Origin of the sequence: Alkalicoccobacillus porphyridii, from assembly GCF_007293315.1 — a bacterium.
In the GTDB taxonomy this organism is placed as follows: domain Bacteria; phylum Bacillota; class Bacilli; order Bacillales; family Bacillaceae_D; genus Alkalicoccobacillus; species Alkalicoccobacillus porphyridii.
This window is the reverse complement of sequence record NZ_VLXZ01000321.1, coordinates 1-253: the sequence shown is the minus strand read 5'-3', so window position 1 is coordinate 253 and position 253 is coordinate 1. Positions and strand designations below refer to the sequence as shown.

1 protein-coding gene is annotated in these 253 nt (G+C 53.0%); it reads right to left on the bottom strand.

Going from position 1 to position 253, the window contains the following annotated elements; genetic code table 11:
- The coding region (locus FN960_RS24455; protein WP_185971163.1) for a peptidase dimerization domain-containing protein at window positions 1–253 on the bottom strand (253 nt) is incomplete at both ends.

Below are 253 nucleotides of genomic sequence, written 5' to 3'. Positions count from 1 at the left end.
CAGGCAGCGGACGAATATCCATATGCAACTCACAGCAAGCGCAAATACGGTTAGAAGCGTCGCCACCGTGAATATGCCCGAGGTTGAGCGTAGGGTATGGCACGGTAAACGCTTCGTAGTGATAACGTTCTTTCAGGTTATCGCGCAATTGCAAAATATGCCCGATGGCGTCGTGCATTAGTTCGATAGCGTTAACTCCGCGTGCTGGATCGCTGGAGTGCCCCGACTGGCCCTGAATACGGATGGCGTTAGA